The sequence below is a fragment of the Bradyrhizobium sp. MI1.7 genome (assembly GCF_055811795.1).
This window is the reverse complement of the sequence record NZ_JBVVPO010000002.1, coordinates 221,798-236,416: the sequence shown is the minus strand read 5'-3', so window position 1 is coordinate 236,416 and position 14,619 is coordinate 221,798. Positions and strand designations below refer to the sequence as shown.

The 14,619-nt window shown below is 64.7% G+C and carries 16 protein-coding genes and 2 pseudogenes; 10 read left to right on the top strand and 8 right to left on the bottom strand.

Features of this window, described 5'->3' with window-relative positions; genetic code table 11:
* Positions 1 to 75: 75 nt before the first annotated feature.
* Positions 76 to 1,917, bottom strand: coding sequence for a single-stranded-DNA-specific exonuclease RecJ (recJ, locus tag AC0L3X_RS03865; protein WP_071914265.1), 1,842 nt, complete (start codon positions 1,915 to 1,917; stop codon positions 76 to 78).
* Positions 1,918 to 2,200: 283 nt separating this feature from the next.
* Here recJ and AC0L3X_RS03860 point away from each other — a divergent pair, with 283 nt between their 5' ends.
* Complete coding sequence (locus AC0L3X_RS03860; RefSeq protein WP_085401220.1) at positions 2,201 to 3,277, top strand: methyl-accepting chemotaxis protein; 1,077 nt, start codon at positions 2,201 to 2,203, stop codon at positions 3,275 to 3,277.
* Positions 3,278 to 3,357: 80 nt separating this feature from the next.
* On the opposite strand, the gene AC0L3X_RS03855 is transcribed toward AC0L3X_RS03860, so the two are convergent.
* Positions 3,358 to 4,116 carry a sulfite exporter TauE/SafE family protein gene (locus AC0L3X_RS03855; protein WP_354123662.1) on the bottom strand — a complete coding sequence of 253 codons (759 nt, stop codon included), beginning with the start codon at positions 4,114 to 4,116 and terminating at the stop codon, positions 3,358 to 3,360.
* 73 nt (positions 4,117 to 4,189) lie between these two features.
* Positions 4,190 to 4,363 (bottom strand): hypothetical protein, encoded by a 174-nt coding sequence (locus tag AC0L3X_RS03850; RefSeq protein ID WP_473316264.1) that lies wholly within the window; start codon positions 4,361 to 4,363, stop codon positions 4,190 to 4,192.
* 370 nt (positions 4,364 to 4,733) lie between these two features.
* On the opposite strand from AC0L3X_RS03850, the gene AC0L3X_RS03845 reads away from it, so the two are divergent.
* Both AC0L3X_RS03845 and AC0L3X_RS03840 read left to right on the top strand, forming a co-directional pair.
* A complete protein-coding gene (locus tag AC0L3X_RS03845; protein WP_354123661.1) occupies positions 4,734 to 5,477 on the top strand; it encodes an SDR family oxidoreductase in 744 nt (247 codons plus the stop codon).
* A gap of 50 nt (positions 5,478 to 5,527) precedes the next feature.
* Complete coding sequence (locus AC0L3X_RS03840; protein ID WP_354097772.1) at positions 5,528 to 5,941, top strand: cupin domain-containing protein; 414 nt, start codon at positions 5,528 to 5,530, stop codon at positions 5,939 to 5,941.
* 10 nt (positions 5,942 to 5,951) lie between these two features.
* Here AC0L3X_RS03840 and AC0L3X_RS03835 read toward each other — a convergent pair.
* A pseudogene (locus AC0L3X_RS03835) lies at positions 5,952 to 6,092 on the bottom strand (4-hydroxythreonine-4-phosphate dehydrogenase PdxA); the annotation flags it as partial.
* Between AC0L3X_RS03835 and AC0L3X_RS03830 the strand changes: the two are divergent.
* From AC0L3X_RS03830 to AC0L3X_RS03800, 7 genes and pseudogenes are all read left to right on the top strand, one after another.
* A pseudogene (locus AC0L3X_RS03830) lies at positions 6,054 to 6,526 on the top strand (GntR family transcriptional regulator). The pseudogenes AC0L3X_RS03835 and AC0L3X_RS03830 overlap by 39 nt on opposite strands.
* A 110-nt stretch (positions 6,527 to 6,636) precedes the next feature.
* Complete coding sequence (locus AC0L3X_RS03825) at positions 6,637 to 7,119, top strand: bleomycin resistance protein (protein ID WP_354123660.1); 483 nt, start codon at positions 6,637 to 6,639, stop codon at positions 7,117 to 7,119.
* Positions 7,120 to 7,397: 278 nt separating this feature from the next.
* Positions 7,398 to 8,084 carry an alpha/beta fold hydrolase gene (locus tag AC0L3X_RS03820; RefSeq protein WP_071914273.1) on the top strand — a complete coding sequence of 229 codons (687 nt, stop codon included), beginning with the start codon at positions 7,398 to 7,400 and terminating at the stop codon, positions 8,082 to 8,084.
* Positions 8,085 to 8,348: 264 nt separating this feature from the next.
* Positions 8,349 to 9,770 carry an L-lactate MFS transporter gene (locus AC0L3X_RS03815; RefSeq protein ID WP_354131283.1) on the top strand — a complete coding sequence of 474 codons (1,422 nt, stop codon included), beginning with the start codon at positions 8,349 to 8,351 and terminating at the stop codon, positions 9,768 to 9,770.
* A 27-nt stretch (positions 9,771 to 9,797) separates the two neighbouring features.
* Positions 9,798 to 9,956: a hypothetical protein gene (locus AC0L3X_RS03810; protein ID WP_157790313.1), complete on the top strand. Its 159-nt coding sequence runs from the start codon at positions 9,798 to 9,800 to the stop codon at positions 9,954 to 9,956.
* A gap of 4 nt (positions 9,957 to 9,960) precedes the next feature.
* Positions 9,961 to 10,086 (top strand): MFS transporter small subunit, encoded by a 126-nt coding sequence (locus AC0L3X_RS03805; protein WP_014495518.1) that lies wholly within the window; start codon positions 9,961 to 9,963, stop codon positions 10,084 to 10,086.
* Positions 10,087 to 10,093: 7 nt separating this feature from the next.
* Positions 10,094 to 10,303, top strand: coding sequence for a hypothetical protein (locus AC0L3X_RS03800; protein WP_354123658.1), 210 nt, complete (start codon positions 10,094 to 10,096; stop codon positions 10,301 to 10,303).
* An 18-nt stretch (positions 10,304 to 10,321) separates the two neighbouring features.
* On the opposite strand, the gene AC0L3X_RS03795 is transcribed toward AC0L3X_RS03800, so the two are convergent.
* From AC0L3X_RS03795 to AC0L3X_RS03780, 4 genes are all read right to left on the bottom strand, one after another.
* Positions 10,322 to 11,215, bottom strand: a complete 894-nt coding sequence (locus tag AC0L3X_RS03795; RefSeq protein ID WP_135213526.1) for a LysR family transcriptional regulator — start codon at positions 11,213 to 11,215, stop codon at positions 10,322 to 10,324.
* Positions 11,216 to 11,290: 75 nt separating this feature from the next.
* Positions 11,291 to 12,010, bottom strand: a complete 720-nt coding sequence (locus AC0L3X_RS03790; RefSeq protein WP_135213525.1) for a haloacid dehalogenase type II — start codon at positions 12,008 to 12,010, stop codon at positions 11,291 to 11,293.
* A gap of 142 nt (positions 12,011 to 12,152) precedes the next feature.
* Positions 12,153 to 13,154 (bottom strand): class II fructose-bisphosphatase, encoded by a 1,002-nt coding sequence (glpX, locus tag AC0L3X_RS03785; RefSeq protein WP_063983497.1) that lies wholly within the window; start codon positions 13,152 to 13,154, stop codon positions 12,153 to 12,155.
* Positions 13,155 to 13,293: 139 nt separating this feature from the next.
* Positions 13,294 to 14,610 carry a homoserine dehydrogenase gene (locus tag AC0L3X_RS03780; RefSeq protein ID WP_085401211.1) on the bottom strand — a complete coding sequence of 439 codons (1,317 nt, stop codon included), beginning with the start codon at positions 14,608 to 14,610 and terminating at the stop codon, positions 13,294 to 13,296.
* Positions 14,611 to 14,619 lie beyond the last annotated feature (9 nt).

Sequence of the window (14,619 nt, the reverse complement as noted above, 5' to 3'; positions counted from 1 at the left end):
GTTGTTTGAGCGGCTTATTTTTGACGCATGATCTCCGCGCAAACGCGTACCGCGTTTGTCGCGAGGGATCTTGCGTCATCTAATCACGGATGGCCCCTGGTCCGGTAGCGCGACGTCGACGACGCGGAATTGCACGCGCTCGGCGCCCTGGTACCGGTCGACCGACAACGATCCCGCGACATGCAATTGCTGACCGCGATTGGCGAGAAGTGCATTGCCGAGCTTCTGGCCGACCGAACGGAACGCAATGCCGTTGACGATCGAGCCGTCGCCCGACTTGAAGCGTAGCCTCAAATGCGCCTGTCCGACCTCATCGGCATAGACGAGCTGATGCGACGGCAGCGCCAGCACGACTTCCGGATTGCCGCTGCCGAAGGGACCGGCGCGGTTGAGCGTGGTTGCAAGCTCCGTCGTCACGGCGCGCGCGGACACCGCGCCGTCGACATAGAGCTCGTTGACATGGCGCGCCTCGGCAACGTCCCGCGCCAGCGCATTTTCGAGATAGGCGCGGAATTCGGCGAGCTTCTCCTTCCGCAACGTTACGCCCGCGGCCATCGCGTGGCCGCCGCCCTTCAGCAAGATGCCGTCGGTCACCGCCTGCCGCACCGCCTTACCGAGATCGACGCCGGCGATGGAGCGGCCCGAGCCGGTGCCGATGCCGCCGGGCTCCAGCGCAATCGCAAAGGCCGGCCGTGAAAACTTCTCCTTCAGGCGGGACGCGACGAGGCCGACCACGCCGGGATGCCAGCCTTCGGAGGCCGTGACGATGACGCCAATCTTGTCCTCTAGCCCGATCGAGGCCAGCGCCTCGGCTTCGGCCTGCGCTTCGGCCGCCTGCTCGATGACGCGGCGCTCGCTGTTGAGGCGATCGAGCTCGGCCGCAATCCGAGCCGCCTCGACGCTGTCGCCTTCGAGCAAGAGCCGCACGCCAAGGTCGGCGCGGCCGATGCGGCCGCCGGCATTGACGCGCGGCCCCAGCATGAAGCCGAGATGCCAGGCCTCCGGCGGGCCGTTGAGCCGCGCCACGTCCATCAGCGCGGTGTGGCCGACATGGTCGCGCCGCCGCATCGCGATCAGGCCTTTTGCGACGAAAGCACGATTGAGCCCGATCAGCGGCGCGACATCCGCAACCGTGCCGAGCGCGACGTGATGCAGCATGCCGAGGAGATCGGGCTCGGGCATCTCGCTCGTCCAGAAGCCGCGCTGGCGCAGCTCGCGGTTGACCGCGACCAGCGTCACCAGCACGAGGCCGACGGCGGCGAGATGGCCAAGGCCCGAGAGATCGTCGAGCCGGTTCGGATTGACCAGCGCATCGACCTCCGGCAGCTCCGTGCCGGCCTGGTGATGATCGATCACGACCACGGACATGCCGAGGCGCTTGGCTTCAGCGAGCGGCTCGATGCTGGTGGTGCCGCAATCGACGGTGACGAGCAGCGTGGCGCCCTTCGCGGCCAGCGCGCGGATCGCTTCAGTGTTCGGGCCGTAGCCTTCGAAAATCCGGTCGGGAATATGGATCAGCGGATCGAGCCCGCAATGGCGCAGATGCCAGGCGAGCAGCGCCGCCGAGGTCGCGCCATCGACATCGTAGTCGCCGAAGATCGCGACCTTCTCGCCGCGCATCGCTGCGTCCGCGATCCGCTTCGCGGCGGCCTCCATCTCGGTCACAGTGTACGGGTCCGGCAGCAGCTTGCGGATGGTCGGATCCAGGAAGTCGCTGACGCCATCGATGTCGATGCCGCGGCCCGCCAGCACCCGCGCCAGCAACTCCGGCAGCTGGTGCCGCTGCACGATGGCGAGCGCCTTGGCCGCCCCGCGCGCATCCAGCCGGTCGAGCCAGAGCTTGTCGGTGAGCGAGCGCGCGACGCCCAGAAACGCCTGGGGCACTTCGACGGGCAAGGCGGTTGCGGGCGGCGTCATGAGTCGAGACTGGCTTGAGGAACCCGGGAATCGGACTGGGCGTTGCGGCGATCGGCCGACAATGACGATTGACCTGGAATCCCCCGGGATTTGCAATGTCCGCGCCGCACAAAGCGGTGGATTGCCGCTTTGCTGCGCGGACTGACTATCATTTGGGCATTCCGTGGAACAGCAAATTAAGCGGGCGTTAGGCGGAATCTTCGAAAAAGACTCGTATTCGATCTGTAATTAGTTGTTCCGGGTTCGTTGCAGATCAGGCCTCATTGCCAAGGGAAGCTCCCCGATGTCTGCTGCGCTGGGTCTGAAAGCCAAGCCAATCGCCACCGAACCCGCTGATGACGATTCCGATATCTCCGCGCTGATCAATCGCCTGACCGCGGAGGTCAACCAGATCGCGGTCGACAAGACCAAGGCGATCCAGCAGATCACCAACCAGATGAAGATGCTGGCGCTGAACGCGCTGATCGAAAGCTCGCGCGCCGGCGCGCAGGGCGCCGGCTTCGCAGTGGTGGCGCAGGAGGTGCGCGGCGTCGGCCAGCAGGTCGAAACCATCGCCCGCGAGCTCGAAACCCAGCTGACGAAGCGCACCGGTGATCTCGTCGCCTCGATCGACCGCATGAGCCAGCGCTCGCGCGGCGAGCGCATGGTCGACCTGTCGCTCAACGCCATCGAGCTGATCGATCGCAACCTCTATGAACGCACCTGCGATGTGCGCTGGTGGGCGACCGATTCCGCCGTGGTCGATTGCGCGGCCTCGCCCAACGCCGCAGCAGTCTCCCATGCCTCGCAGCGGCTTGGCGTGATCCTCGGCGCCTACACCGTCTATCTCGACCTCTGGCTCTGCGACCTCGACGGCAATGTCATCGCCAACGGCCGCGCCGACCGCTTTCGCGTCGTCGGCCAGAACGTCGCCCACACAAAGTGGTTTCGCGAGGCGCGAACCTTGCGCTCCGGCGACGACTATGTCGCCGGTGACGTCGAGAACCAGCCGCTGCTCGGCAATGCGCAAGTCGCGACCTATTGTGCCAGCGTCCGCGCCGGCGGCCAGGCCAACGGCGCGCCGATCGGCGTGCTCGCCATCCATTTCGACTGGGAGGCACAGGCCCGCGCCATCGTGCAGGGGGTGCGCGTCGGCGACAGCGACAAGGCGCGCGTGCTGCTGGTCGACTCCAATCTGCGTGTCATCGCAGCTTCCGACGGCCAGGGTATTTTGAGCGAGCGCATCTCGATCTCGCTGAACGGCCAGCGCTCCGGCTTCTACCACGACCGCACGGGCGCACTGGTCGCGTTCCATGCGACCCCGGGCTACGAGACCTATCGCGGCCTCGGCTGGTACGGCGTGATCGTCTGCGGGGCGTGACGACATCATCGCGTGATCTGTGAGCGCGGCAGCGTGACCGTCGAACGATGGTCGCGCCGTGATGCGGAGTGACTTGCAGCCTATCCGAGATAGCCAGACACTCCGTCCCACAACAGCTTCAACGCCGTCACGGCCAGCAAGCCATGGCACGCCCGGTAGATCTGCCGCTGGTCCAGCTTTCCGTGCAGCCGCCAGCCGAGCCAGACGCCGCTGGGAATGGCAAAGAGGCACGCCGCCATCACGATCCAGACGTTGCCCGCCGGCCGCACGAGCAGCAGCCAAGGTACCGCCTTGATCGCGTTGCCGACGGTGAAGAACAGGCTGGTCGTTCCCGCGTAGACCTCCTTGCTGAGGCCAAGCGGCAGGAGGTACATCGCCAGCGGCGGTCCGCCGGAATGCGCGACCATGGTCGTGACACCCGAGGCAAGACCGGCAGCAACCGCCTTCGGCGAGGAGCGCGGACGAATGACCACCTTCGGATCACTTACGAACCATATGCCAACGAAGCTCAACGTCACGACCGCCATCACGATCGCGACGGCGCGATGGTCCAATACACGGAACAAGAGATAGCCGAGGGCAATGCCGATCACGAGCCCGGGCAACAGCAGCACCAGGTCCGGCTTCGACCATGTCGATGGCTTCCAGTAGCGCAACGCGAACAGGTCCATGGCGATGAAGAGCGGCGCGAGCAGGCCGCCCGCGGTGACCGGATCCATCACGCACGACAGCAACGGAATGCCAACGATGGAGAAGCCGCCGCCGAATGCGCCCTTCATGAAGCAGATCAGGAAGACGCCGGAAAAGGCGATGATCACCGTGGCGACCGTCAAATCCATCTGCGCATCTCCATGACCGCCACGCTCGCGCCTCGGCGCGCGTCACGCCGAAACATCGCGGGCGAGACCCGGCTCAGGTCGCCGTGACGTCGTCATCGGTTGCTGTTGGGCCGGCGTCGGTCGACGTCGCTTGCGAGGTTCGAGGCGGCTCGGCCTTCGGCTGGAAAAAGAGACCGGGCAGCACTGAAGACAGGCCAAAGGTCATTCCGAGGAATGCCAGAAACACATCAAGATAACTCACGCTCATTCTGTTGCTCCGCTTTGTCGGGCGCGACCACCTCTCGGTGCATTTGAGGGTCGATGCGGCGCAATATGAACCGGTACATTATTCAGTACAATAAGAACATTGATCTCGGTGCAATTTTGCCGCCTCCGCATGAGCAGAGCAGATGCAGCAAACTTCTTGCGTTGGGCTTCGAACCGACCGCGGCAGGCGCGGCGCCCACCCCGTCGCAACGAGTCTTCTGAAGCATTTTCCGGCAAAGCAGGCCGGTTACAGGCAAGAGCTTGCCGCATTGCTCGGCTACGCTGCGCTTCGCATCACGTTGGGCGGACGTGACGTGATCGGCTCACGGATTGGGATCACTCACGCTCGTCACATGCCGAGGAGACATGCCATGCAGATCGTCGTGATCGGCGGGACCGGATTGATCGGATCCAAGCTCGTGACGAAGTTGAAACAGCACGGCCACGAGGCCGTTGCAGCCTCGCCGAAATCAGGCGTGAACGCCGTGACCGGGGAAGGCCTCGCTGCAGCGCTGGCTGGCGCGGATGTCGTCGTCGACGTTGCCAACGCGCCGTCCTGGGAGCCCGCCGCCGTGCTCGATTTCTTCCAGCGCTCAAGCACAAACCTCGTCGCGGCAGAGGCGGCCGCGGGCGTGAAGCATCACGTGGCGCTGTCGATCGTGGGGACCGAACGGTCGCCCGACAATTCCTATTTTCGGGCCAAGCTCGCCCAGGAGACCATCATCAAATCCTCGTCGGTCCCCTACTCCATCGTTCGTGCCACCCAGTTCTTCGAATTCCTCGGCGCCATTGCCGAAACGGCTGTGGTCGAAGGAAAGATCGTCGTCCCGTCCGCACTGTTTCAGCCGATCGCCGCCGAAGACGTAGCCGATCGCCTCGCGGAGGTCGCCATGGGCCGGCCGCTCAACGGCACCATCGATATCGCAGGCCCCGAGAAGGCGCCCTTCAATGAATTCATTGCGCGGCGCCTGAAGGCGTCCGGCGACGCCCGACCGGTGGTGGGAGACCCGAAGGCACCGTACTACGGCGCCCCCATCGACGACACATCGCTGAACCCGCTCGGCGAGGCGCGGCTTGGAAAAACGCCGCTCGCAACGTGGCTCGCAAGACTCTGAGGGACCGCAAGAGCTTCCATCACGACAACCACTGCAATGAAGGAAATCCCATGCGCAGATTGCTGATCGCAACGGCGGTTTATGCCGCATCAATCCTGACGGCTTATGCGGCCGAACCGGCACCTCTGGCCAAAGTGACGGTCGTGTTCGACCAGGCGCTGCCGAACGTCCCGGGCAAGAGCATGAAGGGCGTGCTGGTCGAGTATGGTCCCGGAGGCTCCTCGCCGGCCCACATGCATCCGCGCTCCGCATTCATCTATGCGACCATCCTGGAAGGAGCGATCCGCAGTCAGGTCAATGACGAGCCCGCCAAGGTCTATCGCAAAGGAGAGAATTTCTTCGAAAAGCCCGGCGACCGTCACGCCATAAGCGCGAATGCCAGCGATACCGAACCTGCGAAGCTGCTTGCCGTCTTCGTCGTGGATTCAGCAGACAAGGAGCTGGTCACGCCGATCACGAAGTAGCGCCGCCTCGTCACGCACCGCGGCGCGCGGCCATCTCCGCGGCGAGCAGCAACGCGGCGCGGCTGGCGCCGATCGACGCGATGCCTTGCCCTGCGATGTCGTAGGCGGTGCCGTGCGCGGGCGTGCAGATCCGGAATGGGAAGCCACCGAGGTCTGCCAGGGTCTCGAGGCGCTCGCCGGCGAGCTCGCCTGCGAGCGCATCAGCGACGCCGGGATCGGCGAAATCGCCGCCGCACATGACGACATGGTTCGGCATTATCGCGAGGGCGATCTGATCCAGTATTATCGCGGCAACCGCGCAATTCACGAGGCCATCGTCGCCGCAGCCGAAATCCCGCGCTGACCCGGCTCTATGCTTCCGTGACCGCGCGCATCAGGCGCGCGCGCTACGTCACGCCGATGACGCCGCAGCGCTGGGCGTTCGCCGTGAAGGAGCACGAGGCGATCCTGAACGCGCTGCAGCGGCGCGATGGCGCCGGCCTCTCCCACATCCTGCGTGCGCATCTGCGCCACAAGCGCGAAGAGGTCTTGCAGGCGGGCTTTGCCGAGACGGAAGGAAACGACCTCGCGCTGCGGATCGCGTGAGGCGACCTTGCCCGGCGAGCACTCGTTCGCCCCATTCCGCGTCTGGCATTCGCGCCGCTTCGCTGCGATAACCGCCCCGAAGGTCGGTCATAAGATCAGGCGACGCCGCAATGAACAAACCACTGCCCTCTGCCCCCGTCGCGCGTGCGACCTCCAACAGCACGGGAAGCGCACCGCAAGGCGGCTTTGCCGATCTCGTTCCCGAACTCAGCGTTTCCAGCATTCAAGCCAGCCTGCCGTTCTGGCGCGACTTGCTCGGCTTCGAGCTCGCCTATGATCGCCCCGATGCGCGATTTGCGTATCTCGTCAGGGGGCGTTTGCAGGTGATGCTCTGCGAACTGAATGGACGCTGGGAGACGGCCGAGATGCAGCGGCCATTCGGACGCGGCGTCAATTTCCAGATGGTCGTCGATCGCATTGATCCCATGCTTAGGGCTCTCGGCGATGCCAAATGGCCGCTCTACGAGCAGCCGAACGAAGCCTGGTATCGGGCTGGCGACCAGGAATTCGGCCAGCGTGAATTCCTCGTCCAGGATCCGGACGGTTACCTCGTGCGCTTCGTCGAACGCCTGGGCATGCGCACGCCATCCTGACGCAAAAAGATTCGTGCCGTCCTGCCGCATCGCGCGATCAGGAGACACAATCGCGACGGTGCACGCTGCCCGGACCATTGAACTGATGCACGCTCTCTGTCGTGTGGGGCGTAAGCTGCATTCGGCTCGCGAGCCGAACTTGCTCAATTTCGCATTCGCCCGATTATCCTTGCGACCCTCTGTCAGCTGACGTGGTCGCGCGTTAGACGTGAAGCTCCCCCGCTTCCCGCTCCGCGAGCACCTCGGCTCGCCGTTGCGCAGCCAACGGAGACCATCTCATGACCAAACCAAGCATCGTTTTCGCGCACGGCCTCTGGGCTGACGGATCGTGCTTCGGCAAGCTGATCCCGACGCTGCAAGCCGAAGGCCACGAGGTCCTGGCGAGCCAGCACGGGCTCGATTCACTCGCAACCGACGTCGCCTGCGTGACGGCGTGCTTTGGCCGTGTTCCCGGACCCGTGGTCCTCGTCGGCCACTCCTATGGCGGCACACTGATCACGCATGCCGGAACCGATCCGCGGGTCGCCGCGCTGGTCTACATCGCCGCGCTCGCGCCCGCTGCCGACGAAACTTCGCAGAGCCAGATTGCAAAATTTCCGACGACGCAGGTGTTCGGCCACATCGACGCGCCGGCGGGCCGTGTCTGGCTCAAGCCAAGCGGCCTGACGCACTTTGCCGGCGACCTGCCCGAAGCCGAGCAAAAGCTGGTCTACGCAACGCAAGGGGCGCCGGTTGCGGATCTCCTGACCCAGAAGGTCGATGGCACAGCGTGGACCTCGAAGCCGAGCTGGTACATCCTCGCCAGCAAGGACCAGACGGTTCACCCCGATCTGCAACACTTCGTCTCGAAGCGCATGAACGCTACCGTGACCGAAGTGGCTTCGTCCCACGTCCCCATGCTGTCGAAGCCGGATGTGGTGCTGGATGTGATCCGAAAGGCTGCGAATGCGGTCACAGCGAAGTAGCATCGGCTGACATACCATACCGAACCAAGGCAGATGACGTTGTCATTCTTCAGATCAGGTCCGGGCGGCGCGAGACCGCCCGGACCTTTTGTCCATCGCGAAAACGCCATGCCGATTTCTGCTCTTTCTAATATCGATTAATCCGATTGTAACAGCGCGTATTATTCGTTTGTCAAAATCCTCCTTCTGCGTAGCCTGATCCGCGCCATCGCCCGGCTGCCCGTAAAGGCCGCCCCCGAGAACAGCGAGGCACCGGAGGATTGGATGACGACGACGCTCGACGCATCGGGAATGCCTGCACGTTCGCTGCTGCCCTTCCTTGATCGCGAGCACACGATCGCAAGGCCGGGCTACAGCCGATGGATGGTGCCGCCCGCCGCACTCTGCGTGCATCTGTGCATCGGGCAGGCCTACGCCTTCAGCGTCTTCAACCTGCCGATGACCAAGCTGCTCGGCGTCACCCAATCGGCATCCGGCGACTGGAAGCTCACCGAGCTCGGCTGGATTTTCTCCATCGCGATGGTTTTCCTCGGACTGTCGGCCGCAGTGTTCGGACGCTGTGTCGAGGAAGGCGGCCCGCGCAAGGCGATGTTCACTGCCGGCGTTGCCTGGGCGAGCGCATTCCTGATCTCGGCCCTCGGCGTCTATCTCCACAATCTCTGGATCATCTATCTCGGCTACGGCGTGATCGGCGGCTGCGCGCTCGGCATCGGCTACATCTCCCCGGTTTCGACGCTCATGAAGTGGTTTCCCGACCGGCCGGGGATGGCCACCGGCATGGCGATCATGGGCTTTGGCGGCGGCGCGCTGATCGCTTCCCCCCTCTCCGTATGGCTGATGAGCAAGTTTGCGACCACGAGCGACGTCGGCGTGCTCGGCGCCTTCATCACGCTCGGCTGTGTCTACTTCGTCTTCATGATGGTCGGCTCCGCCATCGTGCGCGTGCCGGCGCAGGGCTGGAAGCCGGAGGGTTATGTGCCGCCTGCGGCCGCCACCAAGCTGATGACCAGGAACGACGTGTTCGTCTACCAGGCGATCAAGACGCCGCAGTTCTGGCTGATCTGGATCGTGCTGTTCTGCAACACCACCGCCGGCATCGGCGTGCTCGGCCAGGCCTCGGCGATGAGCCAGGAGATGTTCCCCGGCCACATCACCGCAGTCGCGGCCGCAGGTCTCGTCGGCCTGATGAGCCTGTTCAACATGGGCGGACGCTTCAGCTGGGCCTCGTTATCCGATTTCATCGGACGCAAGAGCACCTATTTCGTCTACATGGTGCTCGGAATCGCCCTCTACGTGACCGTGCCCTATGCCGGCGCGAGCGGCAATGTCGTGCTGTTCGTGCTGTGCTTCCTGATCATCGTCAGCATGTATGGCGGCGGCTTTTCCACCGTGCCGGCCTATCTGCGCGACATGTTCGGCACGCGCTATGTCGGCGCCATCCACGGCATCCTGCTGACGGCCTGGTCGATGGCCGGCATCGCTGGGCCTGTGCTGATCAACTACATCCGCGAATACAACGTCACGCACGGCGTGCCGAAGGCGCAGGCCTACAACACGACCATGTACATCATGGCCGGACTGCTCGTGATCGGCTTCCTCGCCAACCTCTGCGTCCGTGCCGTCGACAAGCGTCATCACATGAAAGACGAGGACAGTTCAGGTCTCGAGGCGGCGCGTGCTGCCTGACGTTCGGACGAACACAAGGAGGCGACCATGACCACGACATCACGGAGCGAAGCGTCATTCTCCCAATCGCTGCTGAGCTGGATCGCCTGGCGGGTATCACGGACGATGGCGGCGATGCGGCCGGTGCATCGTGCCACCGAGATCGCGGCCGCAGCCGCGGCGAGCAACAATCCCTCGGGGGCCTGACATCATGCAGACCGCTCAGACGGCAAAGACCACGCCGCTGCAATTGGCGTTGGCCTGGAGCTTTGCGGGCATCCCCCTGCTCGCGGGCGTGATCCAGACCCTGCTCAACGCCATGAAGCTGTTTCAGTAGGCGGCGAATGCGTCCCACGAACAAGCGTGCAACGCTTCTCAGCGGCGCACGACGGTTGATAACCGACGAAGGCTTCACCATCACCGTGCTGGCCGCGGTGATCGCCGCTGCAGTTCTCGCCGTCGGCTTCGACGCGACTGCGGATATCGTCGTCGCGACGCTCGCACTTGGCGCGGTGACGGCGCTCGCCGAGACCCGCCTGCACCGGCGCGGATAGATCCAGTCAAACGAGCCGTCAGCGGCGCCTGCGCGCGCCACGCGCCGGCGTTTCCGTCACGCGCCGGGTCTGCTCGGCGGCGAGGTCGCGCATGATCGCTATCGCGCTCTGCACATGGTCGTCGGGCTGGTCGACCGAATAGACGACATAGGCCGGCATCGAGAATTTCGGCGCTCCCACCACCAGGTGCAGCCGCCGCGCCTTCAGCAGCGGCTCGACGATCCGGTGCGCAAAATAGCCGGAGCCGCCGTTGGCGAGGACGTGCTGCAGCCCGAGCCAGCCGATGTTGGCGGTCAGCGCAGGCCCCGCGAAATTGGGAAAGACGGCACTGTGCCGGGCGTAGAATTCGGGCCCCCAGTCGACATAGACGTAGCCCTCCTGCGGCTCCGGATCGCTCCTGGGATTGGTCGACACCAGCACGAGCTGCTCCTCGATCAGCAACTCGACCTTGAGGCCGGGGCGGCTTTGCGGGGTGTACATCACGCCGATGTCGATGCGTCCCTCGACCAGCCCCTGCATCAGTTCGGGCTCAAGGGCACTCTCGGCCCGGATCGAGATCTGCGGATTGGCCTCCTGCATGCGCGGCACCCAAAGCAGCAGGAACTCCTCCCACAGGCCGATGCGGCCGCCGAGCACCAGCACCCCGCTAAAGCCCTTGGGGAGGCCGACGTCATGGCGGGCCTGCTCGACGGTGCGAACAAGCGTCGAGGCATGGCGCTGAAATTGCCGCCCCGCCACCGTAAGCGTCGCGCCTGCCTTGTTGCGCACGAACAGCGTGCAGCCGAGCAGCTCCTCGAGCGAGTGGATCCGCGTGCTGACGGTGGACTGGCTGACGTGAAGCCGGTCGGCGGCGGTGATGAAATTGCCGGTGGCAACCACCGTCAGGAATGTACGCGCGAGCTCGGTATCCAGGGGCGCACCTCACACATCGACATTGTCGATATGAAAGGCGCTGTCTTGAAGGATGTCAAACAGAAGCGATGCCGCTCAGCAGCCGAGCTTGTCGGCGACCCCGCCAAAATCCTTGGCGACGATGTCCCAATTGCCGGTCGCCTCGAAGTCGACCTTCTGAAGCGGACCGTATTCGGTCGGCCGCGCCACGAACGCGGTCTTCAGCCCGTTCTTCTGCGCGGCGGCGAGATCGCCGTTGTGGGCGGCGACCATCATCACCTGCTCCGGCTTGAGGCCGAGCAGGCGCGCGGCGCCGAGATAGGTCTCGGGATCGGGCTTGTAGTGCTCGAACAGCTCGGCCGACATGATGAGGTCCCACGGCAGGCCTGCGAACTTCGCCATGTTGGTGAGCAGCGCGACATTGCCGTTCGACAGCGGCGAGATCACGAATTTCGACTTCAGCCGTGTGAGGCCCGCGACACTGTCGGGCCAGGGATGCAGACGGTGCCAGCCCTTGGTGATGTAGTCGAGGTCGGCCTCGGTCAAACCCTTGATCGCGAACTTCTCGACCAGCTTGTCCAGCGAGCGGCGGTGCAGGACGTCGAGGATGACATAGCCACGTTCGGGGTGCTTGCGCACGTCATCCATGGCGGCCGTGTACATGCCGCGCCAGCCGTCGACCAAAGCGGTCCAGTCGGCGGAGATGCCGCGGCCCTTGCCCCACCACGTGAGGTCGGTGATCAGGCTGGTGCGCCAGTCCACGACGGTGCCGAACACGTCGAAGACCAGGGCTTTGACGGAGGAGAGATCGGACATGTGCGCTTCCTCTTTTGTTGTTCTTGTCATTCCGGGGGGCGCGTCAGCACCAACCCGGAATCCAGAAGTTATGGCGCGAGATTCCGGTTTCTCCGGGCCGCGCGCTTTGCGCGGTCCCGTCGCGCCGGAATGACGAAGCGCGTCAGCCCAGGTAAAACTTCTCCAACTGCCGGTGCTCGGCCTTGATGTAACGCACGGTGCCGGTGACGGAGCGCATCACGACCGTCTCGGTCTCGATCACGCCGTCCTTGCGGAACTTGACGCCCGACAGCAACGAGCCCGTGGTGACGCCGGTGGCAGCGAACAGGCAGTCGCCGCGCGCCATGTCCTCGATGCCGTAGATCATCTTGGGATCGTTGACGCCCATCTTGGCGGCGCGCTCGCGCTTCTCGTCGGAATCCAAGATCAGGCGGCACTGCATCTGGCCACCGATGCAGCGCAGCGCCACGGCCGCGAGCACGCCTTCCGGCGCGCCGCCGGTGCCGAGATACATGTCGACGCCGGTGTTATCGGGGTCGGCGCAGTGGATTACGCCGGCCACGTCGCCGTCGGTGATGAGGCGGACGGCGGCACCGGTCGAGCGCACGCTCTCGATGATGCTGGCATGGCGCGGGCGGTCGAGCACGAGAACGGTGATGCCTTCCGGCTGGACACCCTTGGCCTTGGCGAGGCGGCGGACGTTGTCGGCGGGCGAGGCATCAATTTCGACAACACCCTTGTCGTAGCCGGGACCGATCGCGAGCTTCTCCATGTAGACGTCAGGAGCGTGCAGCAGCGTGCCGCCGTCGGCCATCGCCATGGTGGCAATCGAGCCCGGCATGTTCTTGGCGCACAGCGTGGTGCCTTCGAGCGGGTCGACCGCGATGTCGACCTGCGGGCCGGCGTTCATGCCAACCTTCTCGCCGATGAACAGCATCGGCGCCTCGTCGCGCTCGCCCTCGCCGATCACGATGGTGCCCTCGATCGGCAGCTTGTTGAGCTCGCGCCGCATGGCGTCCACCGCGGCCTGGTCGGCCGCCTTCTCGTTGCCGTGCCCGCGCAGCCGCGCCGAAGAAACCGCCGCCCGCTCCGTCACCCGCACGATCTCCAGCGTGAGGATGCGCTCGAGCAACGCGTGCGGCGGGACTGAAATATGGGTCGACATCGGCTAACTCCTTCGGAACAGTTTTGGACGGAGATCTCCGTCCGCATCAACTCGTAACACCCACAGTTCGTTCGAACCGTGTCCTATTGTTTGAGCATGACCTTTCCGGAAAACCTCTTCACACTTTTCCGGGTCATGCTCAGTTCTTCTCGATCCGGATCACCTGTGGCCGTCCGCTGATCACCTTGTCCTTCTGCACGGCCGCGAGCGCGCGTCGCACGGCGTCCTCATGCGTCGCATAGGTGATCAGGATGACGGGCACGGGCACCGCCTTGCCGTTCGCCGGCGCAGCGCCGCCATTGGGATGACGCTGCACGATCGACTCGATCGAAATCTTCTGCTCCGCGAGCCGGGTCGCGATCGCGGCCGCAGTGCCCGGGAAATCCCGCGCCAGCAGGCGGATATAGTAGCCGCCCTCGTGCCGCTCCATCGGCGCCTTCTTGGTGTCGCGCAGATGCGAGATCGGCCGGCCGAACGGATTGGCGCGGATGCCGCGCGCAACGTCGGCGATGTCGGCGACGACGGCGGATGCGGTCGCAGCACCGCCGGCACCGGGGCCGACCAGCGTGATCGGAGGAATGCCCTCGCCATCGATCGTGACCGCATTGGTGACACCCATCACCTGCGCGATCGAGGAGGATTTTGGAACCATGGTCGGGTGCACGCGCTGCTCGATGCCCTTGGCGGTACGGACGGCAACACCGAGCAGCTTGAGCCGGTAACCGAGATCGTCGGCCGCGCGCAGATCTTCCGGCGCGATGGATGAGATACCTTCGACATACACAGCGCTTTGAGCAACTTTCGTGCCGAAAGCGAGGCTGGCGAGAATGGCAAGTTTTTGCGCGGTGTCGTGGCCATCGACGTCGAAGGACGGATTGGCCTCGGCGTAGCCGAGCCGCTGCGCATCCTTGAGACATTCGGCGAAGGACAGGCCCTCCTGCTCCATCCGCGTCAGGATGTAATTGCAGGTGCCGTTGAGGATGCCGTAGACGCGGGTGACGCCGGTTCCGGCAAGCCCTTCGCGTAACGTTTTGATGACAGGGATCGCGGCGCCGACCGCTGCCTCGAAATTCAGCGCGCCGCCGTGCTTTTCGGCGGCCTTGGCAAGCTTCAGGCCGTGCTTGGCGAGCAGCGCCTTGTTGGCGGTGACGACCGACTTGCCCGCATTCAGTGCCGCTTCGACCGCAGAGAGAGCGGGATCACCGGCGCCGCCCATCAGCTCGACGAAGCAGTCGATGCCGGGATGCGTGGCCAGTGCCATGGGGTCCCTGACCCATTCGATGCCGCGCAGATCGACGCCGCGCTTCTTCGCCTTCGAGCGCGCGGTGACGGCGACGACGCGAATGCCGCGGCCGCTGCGGCCCGCGAGCACGCGGGCCTGGGTCTCGATCAAACGGACAACTTCGGCGCCCACGGTGCCGAGCCCCGCTATGCCCACTTTCAGGGGTGCAACCATGATGCTTTA

Coding starts and splice junctions, on each gene's coding strand:
- AC0L3X_RS03815 (WP_354131283.1), top strand. CDS start 8,349: ATGACGACGACGCTCGACGCATCGGGAATGCCTGCACGTTCGCTGCTG.
- AC0L3X_RS03790 (WP_135213525.1), bottom strand. CDS start 12,010: ATGTCCGATCTCTCCTCCGTCAAAGCCCTGGTCTTCGACGTGTTCGGC.
- recJ (WP_071914265.1), bottom strand. CDS start 1,917: ATGACGCCGCCCGCAACCGCCTTGCCCGTCGAAGTGCCCCAGGCGTTT.
- AC0L3X_RS03840 (WP_354097772.1), top strand. CDS start 5,528: ATGCGCAGATTGCTGATCGCAACGGCGGTTTATGCCGCATCAATCCTG.
- AC0L3X_RS03855 (WP_354123662.1), bottom strand. CDS start 4,116: ATGGATTTGACGGTCGCCACGGTGATCATCGCCTTTTCCGGCGTCTTC.
- AC0L3X_RS03860 (WP_085401220.1), top strand. CDS start 2,201: ATGTCTGCTGCGCTGGGTCTGAAAGCCAAGCCAATCGCCACCGAACCC.
- AC0L3X_RS03845 (WP_354123661.1), top strand. CDS start 4,734: ATGCAGATCGTCGTGATCGGCGGGACCGGATTGATCGGATCCAAGCTC.
- AC0L3X_RS03805 (WP_014495518.1), top strand. CDS start 9,961: ATGCAGACCGCTCAGACGGCAAAGACCACGCCGCTGCAATTGGCGTTG.
- AC0L3X_RS03825 (WP_354123660.1), top strand. CDS start 6,637: ATGAACAAACCACTGCCCTCTGCCCCCGTCGCGCGTGCGACCTCCAAC.
- glpX (WP_063983497.1), bottom strand. CDS start 13,154: ATGTCGACCCATATTTCAGTCCCGCCGCACGCGTTGCTCGAGCGCATC.
- AC0L3X_RS03800 (WP_354123658.1), top strand. CDS start 10,094: ATGCGTCCCACGAACAAGCGTGCAACGCTTCTCAGCGGCGCACGACGG.
- AC0L3X_RS03850 (WP_473316264.1), bottom strand. CDS start 4,363: ATGAGCGTGAGTTATCTTGATGTGTTTCTGGCATTCCTCGGAATGACC.
- AC0L3X_RS03810 (WP_157790313.1), top strand. CDS start 9,798: ATGACCACGACATCACGGAGCGAAGCGTCATTCTCCCAATCGCTGCTG.
- AC0L3X_RS03780 (WP_085401211.1), bottom strand. CDS start 14,610: ATGGTTGCACCCCTGAAAGTGGGCATAGCGGGGCTCGGCACCGTGGGC.
- AC0L3X_RS03820 (WP_071914273.1), top strand. CDS start 7,398: ATGACCAAACCAAGCATCGTTTTCGCGCACGGCCTCTGGGCTGACGGA.